This is a genomic window from Enterococcus sp. DIV1059_2 (assembly GCF_051713685.1).
Taxonomy (GTDB): Bacteria; Bacillota; Bacilli; order Lactobacillales; family Enterococcaceae; genus Enterococcus_D; species Enterococcus_D casseliflavus.
The window spans coordinates 3,175,288-3,192,657 of the sequence record NZ_JBIOQK010000001.1; the positions used below are offsets into that span (position 1 = coordinate 3,175,288).

15 protein-coding genes are annotated in these 17,370 nt (G+C 43.6%); 2 read left to right on the forward strand and 13 right to left on the reverse strand.

Translation table 11 applies throughout. The features are described 5' to 3' along the window. The first annotated feature begins 137 nt into the window (after positions 1 to 137). The gene (locus IGI72_RS15060) at positions 138 to 1,487 is read left to right on the forward strand and encodes an Nramp family divalent metal transporter (protein WP_086337887.1); all 1,350 of its coding nucleotides are present in this window, start codon (positions 138 to 140) and stop codon (positions 1,485 to 1,487) included. A gap of 42 nt (positions 1,488 to 1,529) precedes the next feature. On the opposite strand, the gene IGI72_RS15065 is transcribed toward IGI72_RS15060, so the two are convergent. From IGI72_RS15065 to IGI72_RS15105, 9 genes are all read right to left on the reverse strand, one after another. Then, positions 1,530 to 2,753 (reverse strand): DUF1015 domain-containing protein, encoded by a 1,224-nt coding sequence (locus IGI72_RS15065; protein ID WP_010749987.1) that lies wholly within the window; start codon positions 2,751 to 2,753, stop codon positions 1,530 to 1,532. Continuing rightward, positions 2,753 to 3,937: a phosphoglycerate dehydrogenase gene (locus IGI72_RS15070; protein ID WP_016609459.1), complete on the reverse strand. Its 1,185-nt coding sequence runs from the start codon at positions 3,935 to 3,937 to the stop codon at positions 2,753 to 2,755. The genes IGI72_RS15065 and IGI72_RS15070 overlap by 1 nt, the downstream gene beginning before the upstream one ends. Continuing rightward, on the reverse strand, positions 3,938 to 5,017 hold the full coding sequence (gene serC / locus IGI72_RS15075) for a 3-phosphoserine/phosphohydroxythreonine transaminase (RefSeq protein ID WP_438754707.1): 1,080 nt from the start codon (positions 5,015 to 5,017) through the stop codon (positions 3,938 to 3,940). A 125-nt stretch (positions 5,018 to 5,142) separates the two neighbouring features. Then, positions 5,143 to 6,069: an alpha/beta fold hydrolase gene (locus tag IGI72_RS15080; RefSeq protein ID WP_015510334.1), complete on the reverse strand. Its 927-nt coding sequence runs from the start codon at positions 6,067 to 6,069 to the stop codon at positions 5,143 to 5,145. A gap of 205 nt (positions 6,070 to 6,274) precedes the next feature. Beyond that, entirely contained in the window at positions 6,275 to 7,681 is a 1,407-nt protein-coding gene (locus tag IGI72_RS15085; RefSeq protein ID WP_438754708.1) for a glycoside hydrolase family 43 protein, read from the reverse strand. A gap of 30 nt (positions 7,682 to 7,711) precedes the next feature. Next, entirely contained in the window at positions 7,712 to 9,505 is a 1,794-nt protein-coding gene (locus tag IGI72_RS15090; protein WP_074536782.1) for a glycoside hydrolase family 2 protein, read from the reverse strand. Between the two features lie 18 nt (positions 9,506 to 9,523). Beyond that, on the reverse strand, positions 9,524 to 10,357 hold the full coding sequence (locus IGI72_RS15095) for a carbohydrate ABC transporter permease (RefSeq protein WP_438754709.1): 834 nt from the start codon (positions 10,355 to 10,357) through the stop codon (positions 9,524 to 9,526). Positions 10,358 to 10,368: 11 nt separating this feature from the next. Continuing rightward, positions 10,369 to 11,244: a carbohydrate ABC transporter permease gene (locus IGI72_RS15100; RefSeq protein WP_016609464.1), complete on the reverse strand. Its 876-nt coding sequence runs from the start codon at positions 11,242 to 11,244 to the stop codon at positions 10,369 to 10,371. A 158-nt stretch (positions 11,245 to 11,402) separates the two neighbouring features. Further along, entirely contained in the window at positions 11,403 to 12,644 is a 1,242-nt protein-coding gene (locus IGI72_RS15105; protein WP_270289761.1) for an extracellular solute-binding protein, read from the reverse strand. A 246-nt stretch (positions 12,645 to 12,890) separates the two neighbouring features. On the opposite strand from IGI72_RS15105, the gene IGI72_RS15110 reads away from it, so the two are divergent. Beyond that, entirely contained in the window at positions 12,891 to 13,799 is a 909-nt protein-coding gene (locus tag IGI72_RS15110; RefSeq protein ID WP_008380365.1) for an ArsR/SmtB family transcription factor, read from the forward strand. Positions 13,800 to 13,877: 78 nt separating this feature from the next. Here the strand turns inward: IGI72_RS15110 and IGI72_RS15115 are convergent, their stop codons facing one another. Genes IGI72_RS15115 through IGI72_RS15130 form a run of 4 tightly spaced genes read right to left on the reverse strand, consistent with a single transcriptional unit; the run spans position 13,878 to position 17,364 of the window. After that, complete coding sequence (locus tag IGI72_RS15115) at positions 13,878 to 14,906, reverse strand: Gfo/Idh/MocA family protein (protein ID WP_010749991.1); 1,029 nt, start codon at positions 14,904 to 14,906, stop codon at positions 13,878 to 13,880. A gap of 24 nt (positions 14,907 to 14,930) precedes the next feature. Next, the gene (locus IGI72_RS15120) at positions 14,931 to 15,899 is read right to left on the reverse strand and encodes a sugar phosphate isomerase/epimerase family protein (RefSeq protein WP_005228209.1); all 969 of its coding nucleotides are present in this window, start codon (positions 15,897 to 15,899) and stop codon (positions 14,931 to 14,933) included. Continuing rightward, positions 15,896 to 16,615: a ThuA domain-containing protein gene (locus IGI72_RS15125; protein ID WP_005228207.1), complete on the reverse strand. Its 720-nt coding sequence runs from the start codon at positions 16,613 to 16,615 to the stop codon at positions 15,896 to 15,898. Before IGI72_RS15125 ends, IGI72_RS15120 begins: the two co-directional genes overlap by 4 nt. Continuing rightward, positions 16,612 to 17,364, reverse strand: a complete 753-nt coding sequence (locus IGI72_RS15130) for a sugar phosphate isomerase/epimerase family protein (protein ID WP_438754710.1) — start codon at positions 17,362 to 17,364, stop codon at positions 16,612 to 16,614. The genes IGI72_RS15125 and IGI72_RS15130 overlap by 4 nt, the downstream gene beginning before the upstream one ends. Between the last annotated feature and the right edge of the window lie 6 nt (positions 17,365 to 17,370).

A 17,370-nucleotide genomic window follows, 5' to 3' on the forward strand; every position in this document is an offset into this window, starting at 1 on the left:
AGACAGCAGCCATTCCTTTGGCTGCTGTTTTTTTGTCCTTCCTTCTGACTTCCAAAAGGTTTCTCTTGAAAAATTCATAAATGAGGAATACAATAGATTTGTTTTTAGGTATACCTAAAAAGATAGGACGTGAAACGATGAATGATGAAAAAAAATTGATCCAAGCGGCCAACGGTCCTAGCTTGGAAGAAATAAATAATACAGTTGCCATTCCAAAAAACGGCAGCTTTTGGCGCAATCTCTTAGCGTTCTCTGGTCCTGGGGCATTGGTAGCCGTGGGCTATATGGACCCAGGAAACTGGATCACCTCGATCGGAGGCGGTGCTGAATATGGCTATCTCTTACTTTCTGTGATCTTGATTTCCAGTTTGATTGCTATGCTGCTGCAATACATGGCAGCCAAGCTAGGGATTGTGACCCAGATGGACCTTGCGCAAGCAACTCGTAAACACACCAGCAAAGGCTTAGGCTTTGTTTTGTGGATCGTCACCGAATTGGCTATCATGGCAACGGATATCGCGGAAGTGATCGGAGGAGCGATCGCTCTCAATCTACTATTCGGCTTACCTTTATTAGTTGGAGTCATCTTAACGATTTTCGATGTACTGCTTCTGCTCTTTTTAATGAAATTGGGTTTCCGAAAAATCGAAGCGATCGTCATGACACTGATTTTGGTCATTATGCTGGTCTTTTGTTACGAAGTCATTATTGCTCAACCAAATTTGCCTGCTGTCTTGCAAGGCTTTATTCCCCAAAAGCAAGTCTTGAACCATGGACAGCTGACAATGGCGTTGGGGATCGTTGGTGCGACTGTGATGCCGCATAATCTCTATCTGCATTCTTCGATCTCCCAATCACGAAAAATCGATCGCAGCGATACCCAAGAAGTGGCAACGGCCGTGCGGTTCGCTACTTGGGATTCCAACATCCAATTATCCGCTGCGTTTTTGGTCAATTGCCTGCTTTTGATCTTAGGAAGCGCCTTGTTCTTTGGTCATAGTGAAGAAGTCGGCACCTTCTCCGCGCTGTTTGATGCTTTGCAAGATTCCTCCATTGCTGGTGCTGTCGCCAGTCCAGTCTTGAGCGTTCTGTTTGCCGTGGCGCTCTTGGCATCTGGTCAAAATTCAACGATCACTGGGACACTGACGGGGCAAGTCGTGATGGAAGGATTTATCCATATGAAGATCCCTACTTGGGCGCGACGTCTGATCACCCGTGGCTTATCGGTGATCCCCGTCTTGCTTTGTACGATTTACTTTGGCGGCAACGAACAAGCCTTGGACGATCTGCTGATTTATTCGCAAGTCTTTTTAAGCATCGCCTTACCCGTTTCGATGATTCCGTTGGTTCTTTTTACCAGCTCAAAAAAAATCATGGGGGAACGCTTCAAGAATCCGCTATGGGTCTCTACCTTAGGCTGGATCTGTGCCATTGCACTGACGGTCTTGAATGTCCGCTTGATCATCGAAACACTCGGCAGCTTCTAATAGAAAAAAAGCTTACGAGGTAGCCTCGTAAGCTTTTTTTGGTTAATTCGTTTCTAAATCATGTAAAAACAGACCGCTCAACAGTTTTGGTTCAAACCAAGTTGATTTTGGCGGCATAATTTCTCCCGCATCAGCTACTGCCAAAAGATCGGCCATTTGCGTTGGATACATGGAAAAGGCCAATGTCCATTCTCCGCTATCCACCAAACGTTCCAATTCTTCTGGACCACGAATTCCGCCGACAAAATCAATGCGTTTGTCTGTCCGCACATCTTGGATCGCGAAAATATCAGCCAGCACGTATTGTTGTAAAAGCGACACATCCAGCTGTCCTACCGCATCTTGCGGCACAGCTTCCGGCTTGATGGTCAACTCCCACCACGCATGGTTTAGGTACAGATGAATCGAACCACGTTGCGCTGGTTTCTTCCTTGTAGTTTCTCGAATCGTAAAATGCTGGGCTGCCTGCTCAAAAAAGTTTTCTGGCACTGGTACCCGCAAAACCCGATTGTATTCCCAAATCGCTAATTCATTTTCTGGGAATAAAATCGCTAAAAAGCGGTCGCTTTCTTGACTGCTTTGGCCATCGGCTCGCTTTTGCAAGCCGACTTTGACTGCTGACTCTGTGCGGTGATGCCCATCCGCAATATAAAGGGCATCTACAGCTTGAAACTGCTGGGCAAAAGAGGCGACTAGCGCTGGATCATCGATCAGCCAAACACGATGTTGCACCTCATGATAGCTGACAAAATCATAGATTGGCGCATGCTCTGCTTGCCACGCATCGATCGCTTCTTTGACTGCTGCTGGTTGGCGATAGCTCAAGAAAATCGGACTTGTATTGGCATCACATGCCAGAATATGATTGATCCGATCGATTTCTTTTTCTGGACGGGTAAACTCGTGTTTCTTGATTTTCCCAGCGACATAATCATCGATCGAGGTACAGGCGACAAGCCCAGTTTGGCTTCTACCAGCCATCGTCAATTCATACAAATAATATGCGGGCGCCGTTTCTTGAATCAACCAGCCTTCTTCTTGAAAAGATGCAAGATTTTCCGCCGCTTTTTGATACACCTGTGGATCATAAGGATCGATTCCTGGCAAGTCGATCTCCGAACGGTCGATGTGGAAATAGCTGTAAGGATTGCCTTGCGCAAACGCTGCGGCTTCTTGTGAATTGACCACGTCATACGGTAGCTCGGCCACTTTTTCTGCCAATGAGGCTTCTGGACGAATGGCTTTAAACGGAAATACTTGAACCATTAATACCCAACCTCCTGATTCTTGATGACCCGTACACGAACGATGTTTTCGTTCTCCCGCAGTTTATCGGCTAATTGATTCAATAAGGCTTCATCTTCAGAAGCGACATCGGCTAGGGTGTAAGCAAAGTCTTCCCGTCCACGATTCAGCATATTGTCGATATTGATCCCAGATTCCGCAATGATCGATGAAATCTGACCTAACATATTCGGTACATTGCGATTGATGATCGTCAGACGATAAGGCGAATGAAAAGCCATCTCAACAGTTGGAAAATTCACTGAGCGCTTGATGGTTCCAAATTCCAAGAATTTTTTCAATGTTCGGGCTGCCATTTTGGCACAGTTGACTTCGGCTTCTTCTGTTGATGCACCTAAATGCGGCAAGACGAGGACTTTTTCATTGTGCAGCAATTGTTCATCCGCAAAATCAGTCGTATAGCCCGCTAGACGGTCAGCTTTTAACGCACGTAAAACGGCATCTGTATCGACGATTTCTTTACGAGAAAAGTTGAATAGCTTCGTTGTTGGTTTCATTTTCGCAAGTTCGGCTTCCCCGACGAGATGATGCGTGTTTTCCATTAGCGGCACATGAACCGTAATAAAATCACAGGTTGAAAAGACTTCCGCAATATCATTGGCACGCTTGACCCGACGAGAGATCGTCCAAGCAGTATCCACTGACACGTAAGGATCATAACCGACTACTTCCATCCCTAGACGATAAGCATCGTTGGCGACCATCGCTCCAATAGAACCAAGGCCGATGATTCCTAACTTTTTGCCTTCTAACTCTGTTCCAGCAAATTGACTTTTTTGCGCTTCTGCTTGTTCTTCCACATTATCACCGCTCAAGGTTTGGACCCATTGGGCACCTCGTAAAATCGGACGGACACTTAAGAGCAGACTAGCGATCACTAATTCTTTGACCGCATTGGCATTGGCGCCTGGCGTATTAAAGACGACGATCCCTTTTTCAGTACATGCTTTGACGGGAATGTTGTTGGTCCCAGCCCCTGCACGGGCAATACCTAAGACACTTTCAGGAAAAGCGTAATCGTGCAATTTCTGGCTGCGCAGCAAAATCCCTTGCGGTTGGTCGCTTTCGTTGATGGCATACTTTTCTTTTTCTAAACGCTGTAATCCTTCTGGTGCGATCGCATTGAATGTTTTGATTTGGAACATTTATTTGACCTCCGCTTCAAATGATTTCATAAAGTCGACTAACGCTTGAACGCCAGCTAATGGAAAGGCATTGTACAAGCTTGCTCGCATTCCTCCAACGGAACGATGCCCTTTCAAGTTCTCAAAGCCAGCTTTGACAGCTTCTTCATTGAAGCGCTGATCTAATGCTTTATCCCCTGTCACAAAAGGAATATTCGTTAGTGAACGGCTATCAACAGCCACAGGACTACTGTAAAGAGCAGAGGCTTCGATCGTTTCGTATAAAAGCGCCGCTTTTTGGCGGTCTTGTTCTAAAATGGCAGGAATGCCGCCTAATTCTTCCAACCATTCAAACACCAATTTAGCAATATAGATAGCATACGTTGGTGGTGTATTGTACAATGAGTCATTTTTAGCCTGTAGACGATAATCCAGCATTGGAGCGAAAACAGCATCATCATTGAGTAAATCTTCTCGGATAATCACTACCGTCAACCCTGCAGGACCAATATTCTTTTGGGCCCCAGCATAAATCACACCGAAGTCTTCTACGCGATAGTCATTGGCTAAAATATTTGAGGACATATCCGCTACGATCGGCACGTTGCCAGCCTGCGGAATCGTTTGAAAGGCCGTCCCTTCAATGGTATTGTTCGTGGTGATATGCAAATAAGCCGCTTCTTGATCGATCGCATCTTCTGAAATTTCTGGAATATAGGTAAAGTTTTGATCCTCACTAGAGGCAACGACTTTCACCGTCACGTTTCCAAGCGCTTTTGCTGCTTCAATAGCTTTCTTCGACCAAGAACCGGTATTTACGTATAAGGCTTTTTTGTTTTGTGCATGATTTAAAGGGATCATACTGAATTGGAGACTCGCGCCGCCTTGTAAAAACAGTACCTGATAGTTTTCAGGAATTCCCATCAATTTTCGTAAAAGTGCTTCTGCATCTTTAATGATCTCTTCAAACAAGGAGGACCGATGACTCAGCTCCATAACGGACATCCCACTTCCGCGGTAATTCAAAAGTTCGGATTGTGCTTTCTCCAATACGGGACGGGGCAATACGGCAGGACCAGCTGAAAAGTTATAAACTGTCATACAAAAAATCTCTCCTTTATGTTAGATGTGAAAATCATTATAACAGATAGCCGAAAATGAAAAAAGCCTTAAAAGAGAAAATAATTTTGAATTTTCAGAAAAGACTACCAATTTCTTAACGTTCGTCATTTCGGCATTTTTTCAAACAGCCAGCGAGAAATTTCATTGTAAACGATCTCGCGGTTGCGCTCATTCAAAATCTCATGCCGGCCCTGTTCAAGCAAATACATCGTCACGTCAGCATTTTGCTTCAGCTGCTGAGCCAATTGGCGGACGCTTTTGCCATAGTGCCCCACAGGATCATCTGCACCTGAAATCAAGAGCAGCGGCAATTCTGGATCAATCCTGCGCAGTTGATCCGGATCACTGGCAGCTTGCGTCAATGTAAAGAGATCCTTGTAAGCCGCTAAGGAAAAATGAAATTGCGTGTAAGGGTCCTTCAAGTAGCGATCCACTTGTTGCGGATCACTGGTCAACCAATCCTTGGCGGTCCGATTGGGACGAAAACGCCGGTTGTGCTGGCCAAAAACCAGCTGTTCCATTACGTGATAAGGCCATTGCTGAGCGGCAAACGGGCGCAACAAGTTCGTGACAAGTTTGCCTCCTTGCATCAGCACGGCTTTTTCCATCGTGGTGCCCATGATGATTGCTCCTGACAATGGATGTGGCTGACTAAACAAATAATTTCGCAACACCAGCGACCCCATACTGTGCCCTAAGATAAAGTATGGTCGGTCTGGGTAGCAAGCAGCTGCGTACTGATGGACCACTCCCACATCTGCCACTAAATAGTTGGCGCCCTCTTTTTCACCAAAATGCCCATAGGCCTGTGTTTCTTTCACGGATTGCCCATGCCCTAAGTGATCATGACCGACCACCGCATAGCCTTGCGCAGTCAAACATTCCGCAAACTCGTGGTAACGTTCAATGTGTTCGATCATTCCGTGAACGATTTGCACGACTGCTTTCGGCTGTTCTTCTGGCAGCCACGTTTTGACAAAAAGCTGATCCTTCCCATTTGATGAAGTCAGCTTTTCTTGATTCATCCTCATAGTTCGCACCTCTTTTGCTTTTTCTTTTCCCTTCGCCAAATAAAACGGTCGTTTTCTTTATTATACATGGAATTTTAGGCTATGGCGGTAGGAGTTGGGAATTTTCAAGGATAAAAAAATCCTGCCACATTGTCTAAAGACAAAGTAGCAGGAGTCAAACGATCATCACCCATCGCTTGGATTAAAAAAACTTCCTCATTATTCTTTATTGGAATTTGACGATTTCTAAACGATCAATACTTAGCGTGTCAACCCCAATCTCAGACGAAAGGGTGATTTCCTGCGATCCTTCCGGTAACTTCATGCGGACTTGTAGCGGTTGATAATATTCGGAAGGATAGACATCCACCACGTGACTTGCTTGTTTCGTTTCAATCTTGACCTGAATTGGGTCATTTAAGGAGAGATAATCAGTGGTTTTGACATAGGCAATCACCAGAAATTCATCTGATTCTTCAATCTGCGGGGTAAAGATAATTTTGTCAGTCGTTGATTCAAAGCCTTGGACGACTTTCTTAGAGAGTGCTGCCTCATCTTCGACAAGCGCTAAATCGCCTTCCAACAAAGCACGGCTAGCAGTTAATCGCAGTCGATTCGGCTCAGCTTTTGGCAACGCTTGAACATGCCACTCATCCAAAGGAGCTTCCAGTAGGACTTTATCCTCTTGATCCCAACCAAACTTTTGCAAGCGGATCGAACGGTCCCAGCCCGAATGATCCCACCGAGCAGCGTGATAAATCAACCAGTCTTCAGAACCATCTTTTGATTTGGCAAATCCATTATGACCAGGTCCATAGACAGTGTTTGTCTGTTGGAAAATCGGCTCTGGTTCCTTTTGCCAATTCGCTCTTTCTAGCGGATCATCAGCTACATCTAGGGTCATAAGACCAAGAGCGTAATCATTGTCCCAGCTTCCACTGGCAGAGTATACCAAATTGACTGTTTCGTCTTTGATAATCACTTGAGGGGCTTCATTGATCAATGGTGTTTGCCGCATTTCCCATTCATATTCTGGTTCTGAGATAAGCCGTTTCTCCCCAATCACTTCCGTAGGGGAGGCCATTTCTGCTAAATAAAGATTTTGCGCAACATTTTCATACCCTTCCCAGCCCGACCAAAGGAAATAGCGTTTGTCATTGATCTCTAAGACTGTTCCATCAATCGCAAATTTATCATCCATCCCTTTGATCTCTTCCAATTGCCACTCACCCATGTAAGGATCTTTTTGATGGTTGACCAATGCGTACATACGATGCGTTTCTGAAGGACGATTAGCCGCGAAATACATCACCCAGCGATCATCTAAGTAATGAAGCTCGGGTGCCCAGATACTTTCAAATTCTGCTGGCATTTCCCAGATGACCTTTTTTTCACCAGCAGCAACGTGAGAGAGGTTTTCAGCACGCCAGAGCGTTAAATTATTCCCAGTCGTTTTGGTATAATAAAAGAACGCTTCCGTTTGCAAGATCCAAGGATCTGCCCCATCATTATCGATAATTGAAGTAAAATCGGACACTTCTTCCCCTGGATCAGTTCCTGTGCTACAACCGGTTATCATAAGCGCAGCAATCAAGATACTTACTCCACTGAGCCAAGCTGCTGATTTCCCCATCGGACATCGCCCCTTTCCTTACCAATCATTTTATTCTATCTGTGGTGGATGAAACTGCTCATTGATCTCTTTAATCGCTGCCAAATCAACTTTTGGTTGGCGGTCATAGGTCAGTAATCCATTGATTTCTTGTTCAACATCTGTCAACTGAGTGTAGCAATAGCCCCAGAGCCCGACAGAATCATAAACAGCTGTCATGATTCGCTGATAATCCTTCAAGAAATCTTGTTGATTTTCCACTGAGGTATAGCCCCAACCAGGTTGCCCCGAAACATCGAAGCCAATACCGCCAAACTCGGTCAATAAAATAGGCTGATCCTGATAAGAAAATCCTCCAGCGAAAATCGGCCATGGGGTCGATACTCGATTCACCAATTTTTCTCTCGTGCTGAGACTGTCTTTGAAGTATAGATATTTTTGCCGCTCAGATTCTTGCCCATGCGCATAATTATGAATCGCACAAATATCTGTCTCCGTCATCGCCCAACCATCATTTGAAATAACCAACCGTTGCTGGTCTAGCGAATGGATAAAGTGATACATTGCTTGAGAAAAATGCTGTTGCTGACGATCAAATGATATTTTTGGCACACCCCAGCTCTCATTGATTGGTACCCAAGTAACGATCGAAGGGTGACTATAGTCCCGAGTGATGATCTCTGCCCACTCTTGCATCAAACGCATCACAGAACGATCGGTATAGATTGCCGGCGCCGCACACTCTCCCCAAACAAGAAATCCTAATTTATCTGCCCAGTATAAAAAGCGTGGGTCTTCTGTTTTTTGGTGTTTTCGGCAACCATTAAATCCCATTTCTTTGGCCAATAAGATGTCTTGTTTAAAGTCCTCATCTGTTGGTGCAGTTAACAAGCCGCTCGGCCAATAGCCTTGATCGAGAACCAACTTCTGGTAGTAAGGCTTGTTATTTAAGTAAATCATACCGTTTTCTGTATGTATTTTACGCATACCAAAATAACTTTTTAGCTGATCGATGGCATTCCCTGCTTCTCTAAGCGTCAATTCAACATCAAATAATTGCGGCTTTTCAGGTGTCCAAGACCAGCCTTCGTGGTGAAAATTCGTCCGAAAAATTTCTTGCTGGAAAATATCAACTGCAAAACTCAACTTAGAAGTGATAAAGTCTGCCTTTCCGCTGGTAACTAAAGCATCTTTAAAATAGATTTGATATTCTAAGACTACTTGCGGCTGTAACTGGTTCAGTTCTACATCGATCTTCACGGCGCCAGCATCAAAATCACTCGTAAATTTCACCTGTTGCAGATGGGTTTCAGCAACTACTTCAAGCCAGACTGGCTGCCAGATCCCTGTTGAGTTTGTGTACCAGATTCCTGCTGATTCTTCTTCCCAAAATTGTTTCCCCCGTGGAATGCTTTCATCAAAATGCGGGTCAAATGCTCGCACACTTAGTATTTGCTCTTGTCCAGATACTAGAGCATCCGTGATGTCTATATCAAACGAGGTATGCCCTCCGCAATGATTTTTCACATGATTTCCATTGACAAACACATCTGCTTCATAGTCCACCGCCCCAAAATGCAAAAGGACACGACTTTTTTCAGGGACTTGCACATCGAAGGTCCGATAATACCATACAACGTCGTGCACTTCTCGATGATCAATGCCGCTCAATGCACTTTGATAGACAAAGGGAACATTGATCTTGTACGGATAGTTTGCTTCGTTTGTGTACCACTTTTCTTTTAAACCAAGATTTTGGTCATCAAAGGCAAATTGCCATTCACCATTTAAGCTTAACCAATTCTCTCTCTCAAATTGCGGTCTCGGGTATTCTTCTCTACTCATATTTCCTCCAAAAACAAATTATTTTATGCCACTTTGCAACGACATTGACGCCATAAAGCTTTTTTGCGCCACCAAATACAATAAAAAGGTAGGGATCAAGGCTAAGATTGCTCCAGCAGTTCCAATTCCCGGATAGGTCATGTATTGCCCTTGTAGCAATTGCAGCCCCGGTGTAATTGGCAATTTATCAATATCGTTTATCACGATCGATGGCCACAAGAAGTCATTCCATGAGCCAGTAAAACTAAATAACGCAACCACCGTCAATACAGGTTTGATCAACGGTAAAATGATATGATAAAAGATTTGAAACTCGTTGGCCCCATCGATCACAGCCGATTCATCCAATTCTTTAGGAATCCCTAAAATGAACTGCCGAACGAGAAAAATGTTATAAACACCTGCTGCTCCAGGAACGATGACTGCCAGAAATGTATTGGTCCAACCTAACGTATCAACGATTTTAAAATTCGGGATCAAATTGACCACCCCGGGAAACATCATCGTTCCTAACAATAAGGCAAAAATCAAATCTCTCCCCTTAAAGGTGAGTCGTGTATAGCCATAAGCCGCAAACGAGACGACCACCATAACTAACAGCGTATGTGAAGTTGAAATAATCATTGAATTCACAAACCAGCGGAACACAGGAGAAGAATCATTGCCTTGTAACAAGCCCAAAAAGTTAGCCAGCGTCCAATCTTGCGGAATCAAACTGAACCCAACCTTTTGAATCTCTGCCTCCGATTTAAACGAGGTAAAAATTGCCCATATCAAAGGAAAGATCCAAATCACACAGACGATCGCTAGTAAAATAAAGGCAATTCTTTTCCCTAGTTTGTTTTCTCGCATCTTCATCCCTCCTATCTTTCCATTTTTTTGATGACCATAAATTGCACAATCGAAACTGCCATGATTACAAAACCTAGTAGAATGGCCATCGCTGAAGAAATTCCTGCAACCGAGGTACTACTACCAAAGGCATTTTCTTGGATGTACATCATCAACACGCGAGTAGAATTGTTGGGTCCGCCTCCCGTCAGCATTAGTGGCTGACCATAAATATTAAACTGAGCGATGGTCGTCATGACCGTGGTAAAAACAAGCTGGTTGCGAATACTCGGCAAAGAAATACGGAAAAATTTCGTGATACTATTCGCACCATCTAATTCTGCTGCTTCTAACTGCTCTTTGGAGACGCCATTTAATGCAGCAACATAAATAATTAGATTCCCACCTAATGTCCACCAAATCGTCACGATCAAAATAGCGATCCATGCCCATGGTTGCGTGCCTACAAAATTGATGTCGATACCGAATACTTCTTTGATCGGTCCAAAAGATTTGCTCAAAAGGAACCCCCAAATAATCATGACGGCAGAGATTGCAAATAATGTTGGCAGGTAGAGAATCGATTGAAAAAAACGCATCATTTTTGGTTTAGCAGATAATGCAACCGCCAGCAACAAGGGAATTACAATACATAACGGAACGGAGATTGCCGCAAAAAACAGCGTATTTTTCATTCCATTAAAAAATTGCGTATGATACAACGAGTCTTGATCAAACAAAATCGTTTTAAAATTATCAAACCCGACAAAAATCGGCGTACTGAACAGATCCCATTCAGTAAAAGAAACATAGATCCCAATCACTGCAGGAACTAAAAAGAATAAAAGAAAAAGGAGCATATGCGGACCAATAAAAACGATTGGCCAGCCATTTAACCTTTTTTTCATCAATACCCATCCTTCCTTGTATTTCTAGTGCAGCTCTCAACAAGAAACGACTGTGACAGCCCTTTAAGCCTCCCCATCAGAATTCCTACCCTATCAAAAAATGGACTGAATTCTTTTATGGTCGCTCTTCCTTCTGCCACAGCCTCCACGTGAGAAGATTATTTCATCTTTTCTTCTACAACTTTTTGGATCTCACCAAAAGTCGTTTGAATATCTGCTTTTCCTGTGATCATGTCCCATGAACGATTATCGTATTCACCAAAGATATACGATAAGCCATCAACTGCGTTAACAGAAATTGCCGCTTGTCCTTTTTCTGTCTTCAATAAGAAGGATTGTGGCATCTCAACATATTCTTCATTGTCTAGCATTGCTAAGGAAGTAGGATTTGCACCTGATTTGACCCACTCTAATTGGTTTGCTTGTAACCAAGTCAGAAAGTCGACCATGCCACTTTTCTTTTCATCGGAACGTTCCTCGTTCGTTTTGAACATCGCAAACTGATCGACGCCTGAACCCTGAATGATATGTTCCGCATCCCATTGAGGAGTAAATGTTTGACCCCAAGTGAAGTCACTGATTTCTTCCATATTACTTAGCATCCATGTTCCTTCTGGAAGAAAAATCAGCTGCTGGTTTGCAAAAAGTTTATTTGCATCTTCACCATCTGGGACCATGTAGCCGGCATCGTATAGATCCTTAAACTCTTGAACGGCATTGTAAGAAAACTCATTATCGATATTGATGTTTCCTTGTGCATCTTGCCATTCCCCACCCATTTGTTGGTAGAGATTCGAATAATTCTGCATGCCCCATGTATAGCCAAAACTATAGATACCATCTGCTTTTGCTTTTTCCCCAGCTTGTCTGATTTCTTCATACGTCACTACGCCATCATCCAACGCTCCTGGAATATATTTATCCACCAAATCTTGGTTGTAATACATCACCCACGAACCCATGGTTGCCGGAATCCCATATTGACTATCATCCACTACACCAGTGTCCCAAGCAGCTTCTACGTAGTTTTCCCGTGCCAATTCTGTCCCATCGATCATGTCATCCCAAGTTTCAAGCATGTCTTGGTGTTTATACGTAGGCAAAGCTTCTGAGGCGATCAAAGCCAAATCAGGGACACCTTTCCCCGATTTCCCCGCAGTCGTCAACTTTGAAGTAAAGGTATCACCTTGCATGCTTACTAACTTCACTTTAAAGTCTGGGTCTGTTTCATTGTATTGATCAATCGTTTTTTTGATTTTTTCACCGTCCGGTCCTGTTGTCGAAGACCAAAGCAAAATTTCTGAATTATTACTTGAGCTACCACTTCCGCCACAAGCAGCTAACAACACTGTACATAATAAGCTTGTCCCTACTAAAACAATTGATTTACTTACTTTCATTTTTTACACTCCTTTTAATTTAACTAAAAAGTAAAATGACATCCAGTTATCAATAAACATAATCGTTAGACTATCGTCGAATAATGTTTACACCGTAAAGTTACTATAAATATAAAGCGCTGTCAACATTATTTTAACAAGGGATAGCTAAAAAAATCATCATTTTACTATTTGGTAAATTCACAAGGTTGTGTTATAATTAAACCATCTTTTCATTAAACATTTTAGTATAACGAGGTGATCGCTATGGAATTGGATCTAACAAACGCATCTTTACCGATCTACGAAGCACTGGCAAATGAAACTCGCTTAGCGATTTTAAGAGAATTAGGCGATAAGAAGAAAAGCATCAGTGAAATTGGACAAAAATTAGCAATCAGCAATGCTTTGATGACCAAACATATCCGTAAACTCGAAGAAGCTCAGTTGATCAAAACAGAAAAAGGATCGGGGCAAGACTGGAAGAAAAAATATTTATCTCTAAAAACTGATTTCATCAATATCAATTTCCCAGCAAAAGTGTTTCCAGAAATGAATCTAACCTCCCAATCCGTGAAAATTGGCCACTTCACCGATTTTAAAGCTGAGCCTTCTTGTGGAATGGCGACCAAAGACCGCTTGATTGGCGCCTTAGATGATCCAAAATCTTTTCTGGATCAAGAACGTGTTGATGCAAGTATCATCTGGCTAAATAACGGTTTTTTAGAATACAAAATCCCAAATCCTTTGAAAAATGGTGAAAAAATCGAATTACTAGAAATTAGTATGGAGATCGCTTCAGAGTTCCCAATTTCGAATAACTATTGGCCCAGTGATCTTTCCTTTTACTTAAACAATCACTGCATCGGTAGCTATACCGTACCAGGAAACTTTTCGGATGTCAGAGGTTCTCTGACTCCGCAATGGTGGATCGATGAGTTCAGTCAATATGGATTACTTAAGCATTTACGCATCAATCGCTATGATACTTCCCTCGATGGAGAAAAATTAACCGATCACAACCTGAATGAAATCGACTTAGACCACAGTGATTTTTTCACCTTTAAAATTGCTGCACCTGCAACTGCCGAAAATGCTGGTGGTTTGACCATCTTCGGCGATCGATGGGGAAATTATCCTCAAGATTTATTGTTCAATTTTTACGTATCGGAATAACTGTTATCGTTTCATTACACAAAAAAAGCACGTAGCGAAAAGAGATCACTCCCTCAGCTAGTGCTTTTTTCTATTCTCTTACGCTGTGGCAAAAATGCGTTCGATCAACTGCATCACTGCTCGGACTTCTTCGTTTTTAACGATAGGTTCGGCACCGTTGCGTACAACGTTGTAAAAATTCTTGTAGAAAGGTTCAAAATCCGCTTCGGCTTTCGGGAAAGGAATTTCTTTGGCTGCCAATTCCGATGGCGGTGCCATCGTTTTCGTCAAGCCGACGCCTGCTTGGACTGGTTTTGGTGCTGCCACATCTTCGCGACCTGTTGCTTGCACCATTTCCCCATTTAGATCCCAATCGGTGATGGTGGCTGTTCCTTCTGTTCCTTTGATGTACCAGCGAGGCAATTGCGTGTAATTGGAAGTTCCAACTTCCACGATTGCTTTGACCCCATTTTCAAAGGTAATCAACGCGAAGAACCCATCATCGACTTCTTCCCCCAACACAAAGCTAAGATCCGCTTTAACATCTTTCACTGGACTGTCGATCAGCCATAGCATTTGATCCAGCAAGTGAACGCCCCAGTCTAAAAGCATTCCCCCACCTTGTTTTTTCACATGGCGCCAGTCTCCTGGGATGCCGTTTGCCCCTTGGACCCGTGACTCTAATTGGAACAAATCACCGATCTGTCCATTACGGTACAGTTCGCGTACAAGTAGAAAATCAGGATCCCAACGGCGGTTTTGGTGAACCATAAAGGTATTGCCAGTTTCTTGGGCAACCGCCACGATCTCATCTAGTTCCGCAGTATTCAGCGCAACAGGCTTCTCGCAAACAACATGTTTGCCTGCTTTCAACGCAGCGATCGATAACTCTTTGTGCAAGTCATTAGGTGTGGCGATCAATACTGCTTCGATCGTCTCATCGGCTAAGACTTCATCATAGCTTTTAAAGATCTTATGGCCTTTTTCTTGGGAGATCGCTTGACGTTCTTCATTGATATCGTAAGTTCCTACGATGTGGATTCGTTCGTTTTCATTTGGTAAGATATTGTGGACATGGTACGCACCCATGCCGCCATATCCGATTACTGCAAAATTGATTGCACTCATGTCTGACACTCCTCGGTTTTCTTCTTATGCCCACCACATGGATGAAGCTTCTTCACGGATCATAATCGTCTTCAAGTTACTGATGGCACGCGTCAGTCCTTCATCAATGGACATGATTGGATCTTCATGTTCAATACTCAAGACATAATCATACCCATAAATTCTAAGCGCAGAAATAATATCTGACCAGACTTGTAAGCTGTGGCCGCAACCGACTGAACGGAAGGTCCAAGCTCGGGTTTTGACATTGCTATATGGTTGCATGTCCGTCAAGCCATGCATGTTGATATTGTCTTGGTCCAAATACGTATCTTTGGCATGGAAGTGATGGATCGCATCGGCTTCCCCTAAGATTTTGACCGCTGCCACTGGGTCGATCCCTTGCCACCATAAATGACTTGGATCCAAGTTACAGCCGATGGCTTTACCCGCAGCATCCCGCAGTTTCAACATCGTATAAGGGGTATGTGCCAAAAAGCCACCATGAAGTTCGATCCCAATTTTAACACCAGCCGCTTCCGCTTCCGTGTTGATGCCTTTCCAATAAGGAATCAGTTTTTGTTCCCATTGATAATTATAATTGTCATCGTATTCCGTTGGCCATGGCAATACTGGCCAGTTGACTTGTGTATCTGTTGCATTTCCGCCTGAAACGCCTGAAAATCCGTTCACAACAGGTACATTCATTAAGCTGGCTAATTTGATGGTTTTGCGCAAAAGTTCATCGGCTTCTTGCGCTTCTGCTTTTAATGGAGAGATTGGGTTGTTGTGACAGCTCAAAGCTGAGATTTCCAATCCTTTATCAGCTAATTTCGCTAAGTATTCTTTTCGCTCTGCTTCACTTGCTAGTAAACGGTCAATGTCTAAGTGGGCATTGCCTGGAGAACCACCGGTACCGATCTCGACGGTTTGCAGCCCTTTTTTCGCTACTTCATCGATCATTTCTTCAAAGCTAAGTTGATTGAATAACGGGGTAAAAACACCTAATTTCATTTTCTTTCCTCCTCAATTGCTTGAAAATGCCCATATGTTGGGTAACGATTTTCTGTTGGTGCACACCAGCGAGCCGCATTTTGGATCACTTTTTGCACTTTGGGATTGTAATAGCTTGGGAATGTCTCATGACCAGGCTGGAAATAGAAGATTTTGCCATTCCCACGGCGGAATGTACAGCCACTACGGAAAACTTCACCACCAGGGAACCAGCTGACAAAGATCAATTCATCCGGCGCTGGAATATCAAAGTGCTCGCCATACATTTCCTCTTGCTCTAGTTCGATCCATTCGCCGACTCCTTCAACGATTGGGTGGCTTGGATTGACATTCCAGATCCGCGCATGCTGATCGTCTACTCGCCATTTCAAATCGCACGACGTTCCCATCAAGGTTTTAAAGATTTTCGAAAAATGACCAGAATGCAAGACGATCAGTCCCATTCCTTCCCATACACGCTGCTGCACACGAGCAACGATAGCATCATCGACTTCTTCGTGCGCCATATGGCCCCACCAAACCAACACATCCGTGTCAGCCAATACTTGCTCCGTCAACCCGTGTTCTGGTTCATCAAGGGTCGCCGTTCGCACTTGGAAATCATCCTCTTCTAAAAACTTGGCAATTTGACCATGGATTCCTTCTGGATACATTTTTTGGACGGTCTCATTCGTTTTTTCATGACGAAACTCGTTCCATACCGTAACGTGGATCATTGGTAGACCTCCTCTACGATGTTTTTTAATTGCAGATAATCAATCCCGCTGGCTTCTAAAGGAGCGAATTTTTGAAACGCTTCCTGCTCGACGATCAACCATGGTAGTTCTAATGCTTTAGCTGCTTCTACATACGACTTGATTGGTAAAAGCCCATTGCCGATCTCGGTGCTTTCCTGCGGCTGCTCTTGCATATCTTTGATATGAACCAAGCCGACCTTCGTTTCGCGTTCCTTTAGCCAAGGTAAAACAGCCACGTTTGCAAAGGCTAACCAGTAAAGGTCGGCTTCCAAACGCAGTTGCGGATTGTCTTTGATCAGTTCATCGATCATAGATTCTCCAGCAACTTCAGTAAATTCATGGGCATGGTTGTGGTAGTAGCAAGTCAGCCCTTCTGCTTGCAACTTTTGGGTGATCTGGGTCAGCTCCGCAGCAAAGGCTTGCCATTTTTCCAAAGAATCAAAACTGGCATACGGAATGACGATCCGTTGATTGCCAATCGTTTTTTCAAAAGCGACGGTTTCTTCAAAACGATCTCGCAATGCTTCAAACGGGATATGGGAAGCCGCGACCGCCAAATCCAATTGCTCCAGCATTTCTTTGATCTGGTCAGCACTGTGTCCATGATAACCGGCAAATTCAACACCGTCATAGCCGTTTTGTTTAACTGTTTTCAACGCTTCAAAAAGATCTGTCTTGCAGTCCTCTTGAATACTCCAAAGCTGTAAAGCGATTTTCGGTTTTGTCATTTATGC